The sequence below is a fragment of the Streptomyces sp. KLMMK genome, assembly GCF_036961605.1.
In the GTDB taxonomy this organism is placed as follows: domain Bacteria; phylum Actinomycetota; class Actinomycetes; order Streptomycetales; family Streptomycetaceae; genus Streptomyces; species Streptomyces telluris.
Genome location: NZ_JBAMDC010000344.1, coordinates 1 through 6,871, shown reverse-complemented (window position 1 = coordinate 6,871; position 6,871 = coordinate 1). Strand labels below are relative to the sequence as shown.

Here is a 6,871-nt window from a genome sequence, read left to right as displayed (position 1 = left end):
GACCACGCGCGTCGCCCCGCCGACGCCCGGCACGACTGCCCACGCCGCCCCGCTCAATGACGCGGCGCCTTCGACTTCGGCCGCAGTCAAGGGCATTGACGCACCATCACCTGAGCCGGTGTCCGCCCTGAACAGCCGTGAGCAGGCCCTCGCCCTCCTCAAGGGCGGCGGAGACGCCCGCCCCGGCAACGCGGGCCTGAGCGCCTCGGCGCACCCGCCCGCGGGCGGCGTCTCCTCCCGCGCCGTCCTGGACACCGCCGGGGTCTCCCCCACCGGCGTGGACACCCGGGCCCTGGACCTGGTGGCCCGGCCGGGCCGCTCGGCCGACACCGCCGGCACGACCGGGGCTCCCCTGCTCGCGGAGGCCGCCCCGCCCCCGTACGCCGCGCCGCAGCCCGTGCATGCCGTGCCTACGGGTGACGGCGCCGCACCCCGGGGCAGCGGGGCCGGTCGTACGAACTCCCCCGAGACGCCGGGAGACTTGCGCCCGCCGTCCAAGCCCGGGCAGACCTCACCCCTCGGCCCGGCCACTCCCATGCCGACGGGCATCGAGGGACACGCCGCGGCCGCCGTCAGGAACCAGCTCCGGCTCTCCATCGGGCACGTCATCACGGGCGGCGCCGCCGACGGCGCGACGGCCGACCTCCGCATGCAGCGCTACCTGGCGTACGAGAACTCCCTCGTCAGCCTGCGCAACGCGCAGCGCGACGCCGGCGCCGGCGCCCCGAGCCCTTCCGGCGCCGGTTCCTCCGGCGGCCCGGCCCGGGCGCAGCTCGCCGCGCAGGACCGGCTGGACGCGGCCGTCACCGAGGTCAAGGACGCCCGCAAGGGCCTCCGGGAGGCCGGCGTCGACCCGGACACGGTCCTGACCGAGGTGCGGACCCTGAACGTCCGCACGGTCCTGGAGAACGGCGGCGTGCCCGGCGGCTCGGAGCGGCCCGACCTCTCCCGGGTGCTCGCCGACGAGGCGGACGAGGCGAACGCGTCCTCGGCGGGCCACACGGCCGACGACCTGGCGGACCAGCACGTGGACGACGTGGCGGATCCGCACGGCGCCCCCGCCCCGGGCTCGGCGGCCCCCGAGCTCGTCCCGGAGCCGCCGGCCCGGCCCGTCGTCACCGTCGGGCGCGTCGAGAACCGGTTCGCGGCGGTGGAGGGCAGCCGGACCCGGGACTTCGCCGGCGATCCGGTGGCGTTCCTGAGGACACGCCCCGTCTACATGGGCTCCGAGCTCGGCATGGCGGCACGCATGCCCGGCCTGGGCGACCGGCTCGTCAACCGGTTCCTCCAAGCGATGGGCGAAGTCCGCGAGCACTGGTTCGTCCTGGTGAGGCCGGGCGACCTCGCAAGCGGCAAGGGCACCCTGGTGCTCACCCCCGCCGTGGAGAAGTACGTCCAGGCGTTCGCCGAGAACCCGTCGCTGCTCCGGCCCGGCACGACCCGGGAGGCCCACGAGGCCCGGAAGCTGTTCCGGGAACTCTTCGAACGGCGTGACGAGCTCTTCCGCCCGATGGCGGAGGACCACTACCTCGCCTCGCAGTTCATCCCGTACAAGGGGAAGAGCGCCGCGAGCACCGCCGACATCGGGAACGCCGTCATCCGGCGGAACCCCGGCGGCGGAACCGGCTCGGAGTTCGTGTTCACACCGGACATGACGGGCTGCGCCCTCACCGTCACCGAGGTCACGGAGGACAGCTTCCGGGCCTGGCACTACCAGTCCCCCAACGGCATGTCACAACGCGGGTTCGCCGCCGCCTTCCGGGCGGAACGCTCTCCCACCGAGTGGTTCGGCCACGCGAGCTACCTCAGCCCGATGCCGCCGGGTTCCCGCAACGGGGCGACGAACATCCTGTGGCGCAAGGCGGACGGCTCCTGGCACATCCTGAGCCAGGAGTACCAGGCTCCGCTCACCTTGGAGCTCGGCGCCTTCAAGCTGCCCCGTCAGCCCTCCGTGCAGCCTCTGCACCTCACGCCGGGCGACGAGTTCGCCTACACGAAGAAGATCTACGACAGCATGCGCGAGGAAGCCGACTCCGCGCTCCAGAGCAAACTGCTGACGCTGCTGCAGACGCCCGGGCTCTCCACCTCCACGCGGAACATGCTCCAGGAGGACGTCCTCGAACCGATCACCCGCACTCTCCTCGGGGAGGACCCGGAGCTCGCGCGGGTCACGGATTTCGAGGAGCTCGCCACGACCGTGGGCACGCTCAGGAACCAGCGCGGGACGACGGCGAACGCCGTCCGGCGGGCCCTCGGCGACATCCCCCTGCCCGACGCCGTGGAAGGCAAGATCACCTGGACTGTCGAGGAGTTCGAGAACTCCGGGTGGCTCACCGCGGCCGATGAGGGCGCAGCCCGCATCAAGGCCGGAACCCACGTCACCACCGATGCCCAGGCACTGGGGGGCACCGGCACCGCAACCGCAGCGGTCACCGGCCCCGTCGAGACCGGTCCCGTCCCGCCGGCCCTTCACCATGCGGAGACGGGCCCCGTCCCCCCGGCCACCCGCCCCGCGGAGCACGATGCGCCCGCGCCCCGGGACAAGGGCAAGGGGCGGGCCGACGCGCAGGAGTCGCTTCCCCTCCCCTCGCCCGACGGGCGCCCCGGCGCCCGGGACGCGGCACTCGCCATGCGCGAGCGGCACCAGGTCCGGCAGGACATCATCACGGGTGGCACGACGGGGCGTCAGGCCCAGGACCGGCTCGACGCGTGGCAGGCGTACGAGATCGCCCGCAGCAGCCTGGGCGAGCTGGGTGAGCGCGCCGAACGGGAACTGTTCGCCGGCTCCTCCACAGGACCCACGAGCGGCCAGCGGTTCCTGCAGTCCCAGCTGGACACGGCCGTGATCGAACTGGCCCGCGCGGAGGACCGCCTCCTCGAACTGGGCATGGACCCGTGGCTGACGAGCGAGCGGATCGACGTGGCCGTGGCGAGGATCCGAACCGGAGACGGGACCGCGCTCGGCGGTTCACGGCGCGCCCAGCGGCCGCCGGCCGACCCGCCGCAGACGCAACCCGCACACCTCACCGGCGAGGCGGCGGGCTCCGGCGCGCCCGCACACGTCACCGACGAGCCGGTGCCGGACGGAACCATGCCGGACGAAGCGGTGCCGGACGAGGCCCTGCCCGGCGCCCTCGACGAGACCGCGCCCAGCACCGGCACCGGCACCGGTCACACGCCGGAGCCGGCCGCCGCCCCCGCCCCGCTGCCCGTGCGGCCCGTGGGACACATCGACAACCCGTTCACCGCGCTGGAGGGCGCCCGGTCCGGGACGTTCGCCGCCGATCCCGTGCGCTTCCTCGACGCGCACCCCGTCTCCACCGAGCTCTCCCGGGGCATCCGGGAGCGGATGCCGGGACTGAGCCGCGCGCAGAGCGACGCCTTCGTGGACCGGATGAGCGGCTGGAGCCGTCACTGGTTCGTCCTGCAGCGGAACGACCGCCTCCCGCTCAGCCACTCCACCCTGGTGCTCACGCCCGCGGTGGAGCGGTACGTCCAGGCGTTCAGGGACGGGACGCTGTTCCCCCCGGGCACCCTCGTGCCCCGGGAGACCCGGGAACTGTTCGAGGGCCTGGCCGCGCACCCCGGGCTCTTCCAGCCCATGCCCGACGACCACTACCTCGCCTCGCACTACATCCCGTACAAGCCGGGCTTCGCCAGGAAGGACGGTGACATCGGGAACGCCGTCATCCCCCGCAACCCCGGGAGGGGCACCGGCTCGGCGTTCGTCTTCACGCCGGAGATGAACGGCTGCGCGATCGCCGTCACCGACGTCACCGACGACACCTTCAGGGCCTGGCACTACCAGTCCCCCGGGGGCGAGGCCGCCAACCAGTACGCCACGAGGTTCCGCGCGGGGCGCAGTGGCGAGAACTTCAGCGGGCCCGCCACGCCGGAACGCTCGGTGCGCGACTGGTTCGGTGACGCGATGTACTTGACGCCGGAGCACGGCTCCCGGCGGTGGAAGGGAGCCACGAACATCCTCTGGCGCCGGGAGGACGGCACGTGGCACGTCGTGAGCCAGGAGTACCGGGCGACCCCCGCCGGAAACGGCCTCGAAGACATCGCCCTGCGCCGGAACACCAGGGTCTTCCCGCTCGACCTCACCGGCGGCAGCACGCCCGCGTACACCCGGCGGATCTACGACGGCATGCGGGCCGAGGAGGCCCTGCAGATCGAGGGGGAGCTCGTCTCCGCCCTGGCGACGCTCAGCCGCGGCAACCCCGAACTGGCGGGGTCCCTGCAGAGGAACGTCCTCGACAGGGTCTTCGGCGTGCGGCTGACCGAGGAGCGCGAGCTCGCGGCGGCCGGTGACTTCGACGGGCTCGTGGAGACCGCCCGGACTCTCGGGCAAGGCCGCCTCGAAACCGCGAACCACATCCGGCAGGTCCTGAACGGCACCCCGCTGGACGCCCCGGTGAGGAACCGGCTCGACGGCATCCTCGAGCGCTTCGAGGACCCGCGCTGGGCCCGTGAGCTGGAGCACGAGGCCACGGCCCGGCTCGGTGCCCAAGTCCCCGAGCCCGCCCCCGCCCCCACGCCTGCCCCGGCCCCTGCCCCTGCCCCTGCTCCTGCCCCCGAGAGCGGAACGCTGCGGATCTCCGAGCCCACGGCCGTGCCCGACGAGGCCGACCTGCCGGTGATCCGGGCACGGGACGCTTACGCGGAGGCGTACGCCGACCGTTCCCGCGCCCAGTTCGAACTCAACGAATGGAACCAGCGGTTCGCCGGCGGAGCGGGGCCGTCGACCGCGGCGGCGGGGCCGTCGCTGCCGGAGACCCGGCTCGCGGCCGCCGAGGAACGGCTGAACCGGGCCGCGGAGGACCTGGAAGCGCTCGGCGCCGACCCCCGGGCGGTACAGGCGGGGATCGAGGAGACCATCACGCGCAGTGGCCAGGAGAGCAAGGGCCTGCCCGGCGGCATGCGCCGGACCGACCCCGGCGAGGGGAGCTCGGGCACCGGGCCGGCCGGTCCGCCGTCCGGCGGCCCTTCGCCGGCCGGTCTCCCCCACCAGGCCCCCGAAGGGGACGCGCCGGCACCTCCGGCCGCCCACGACCAAGCGGTTCCCCCGGACACGGAACCGCCCGCTGCCCTGCCCGAGCACCCGGTCCCCGGCGAAACCGGGCCGGACAACGCGCTCACGACGACCCCTGCACCGGCACCGGCCCCGCGGGTGACGCTCCCACTGCAGGAGGGACTGCTCACGCGCGCCTTCGCCGACGGGCCCGAGGACTTCTTCACCTCACATCTGGTCTCCGTGCGCTTCGACGAGAACATCGCGGCGCGAACACCCTGGATGGACAGAGGCACCATTCACAAGTTCCTGGACAAGATGAACGACTGGGAGGGCCACCACTGGTTCGTGATCCACCGGCCCGAGGGCCAGTCCGACCGGGGCAGCACCGTCATGCTCACCCCGGCCGTCGAGAAGTACATCCAGGTGAACGCGGAGCAGGCGGGACTGGGCGCGTACCGCGGCGACAGCCGTCTTCCCGCCGTGGCGGACGCCGACGAGTACCTGTCCCCGGTGTTCCTCCCGTACCTGAGCGGAAACGTCGACATCGTCGGGATCGGGAACGTGCGCGTTCCCCTGATACCCGACGACCGGCTCGGGTCCGGACTCGTCGTGACCCCCACCATGAACGGCTGCGCCCTGGCCGTCACGAACGTCGACGAGACCGGATTCACGGCCTGGCACTTCCAGTCGCCCGGCAGCAGCAAGGGCGCCGACGTGCGCTTCCGCCTGGATCCGGACAAGCAGGTGACCGACTGGTTCGGTGACGCGGAGTACGAGACGCCGGTGAAGCGGGGGCAGTACCAGGCCGCCAATATCCTGTGGCACCACGAGGCGAGCAGGCAATGGAAGATCATCAGCCAGGAGAGCGACATGCTCTACGGCCCGCGAGGGGAATGGCTCGGGCTCTCCAAGACGCACGAACTCAGCCGCGAGCTCCGTCTGACCCCCGGCGGCGAGCTCACCTACACGAAGAAGATCTACGAGGGACTGGCGGCGGCATACCAGCAGAAGGTCGACGTGGCGCTGGCGAAGATCGACGACAAGGCGATCTGGAGCAAGGCGCAGTACAAGCTCCTGGAGGAGAGCCTCATCGGCCCCGCCAAGCGGTACATGGACGAGTTCCGGGCGCAGCTGCTCGCTCAGCCGGATTTCACCGGACTCGCCGGCCTGGCCGATTCCATCAGGACGCGGATACCGGAGTTCTCCGAGGCGGAGATCAGGCAGTACGCCGACAGCTGGTCCGCAAGGCTCAAGCCTCTGGAATCCTGGATGCCCTCCCGGCAGTTCGAACTGCGCATGGACAACCTCCTTGTGTTCCTGCGCGAGTACCACAACGCCGCCTGGGCGGAGCGCATGGCGTCCGAGGCGCGCGCCCGCATCGCGCCACCCCCTCAACCCGGCGCGAACGGCTGATGAGAAGTTGTCGTCACCACCGGCACAGCCCGGTCCCACCCCTGTACGTCTGACGGAGCCCCCGTGACAGTCCCCGCCCAGCCGGCCACCACCCACCGGGTGGACGCCGCCGGCCCCGGTGCTCACCCCGACCTCGCCACCGCCCTGGCCGCGGCCGCCGACGGCGACGAGATACGCATCGCCCCCGGCGCCTACCGGGAGGCGGTGCGGATCGAGCGCAGCGTGACGCTGCGCGCCGGCGGCGTGGAGGCGGGCGGGTACCCCGGGGCGGTGGTTCTGACCGCTCCCGGCGACGGGCGGCCGGCGCTCGAAGTGGCCGCGGGCGCACGGGTGGTGGTCGACGGGCTCGTCGTCGAGGGGGCTGCCGCCGACCAGCCCGCCGTGGTGCTCGGCGGCGGGCGCACGGAGTGGTCCGGCGGCCGGATCGGCAGCGGGCGGCTG

The 6,871-nt window shown here is 73.1% G+C and carries 1 protein-coding gene and 1 pseudogene; both read left to right on the top strand.

Translation table 11 applies throughout. The features are described 5' to 3' along the window. The first annotated feature begins 118 nt into the window (after positions 1-118). Positions 119-6,430, top strand: coding sequence for a hypothetical protein (locus V7793_RS30410; RefSeq protein ID WP_336012534.1), 6,312 nt, complete (start codon positions 119-121; stop codon positions 6,428-6,430). Between the two features lie 63 nt (positions 6,431-6,493). Next, positions 6,494-6,871, top strand: a pseudogene (locus tag V7793_RS30405) (right-handed parallel beta-helix repeat-containing protein); the annotation flags it as partial.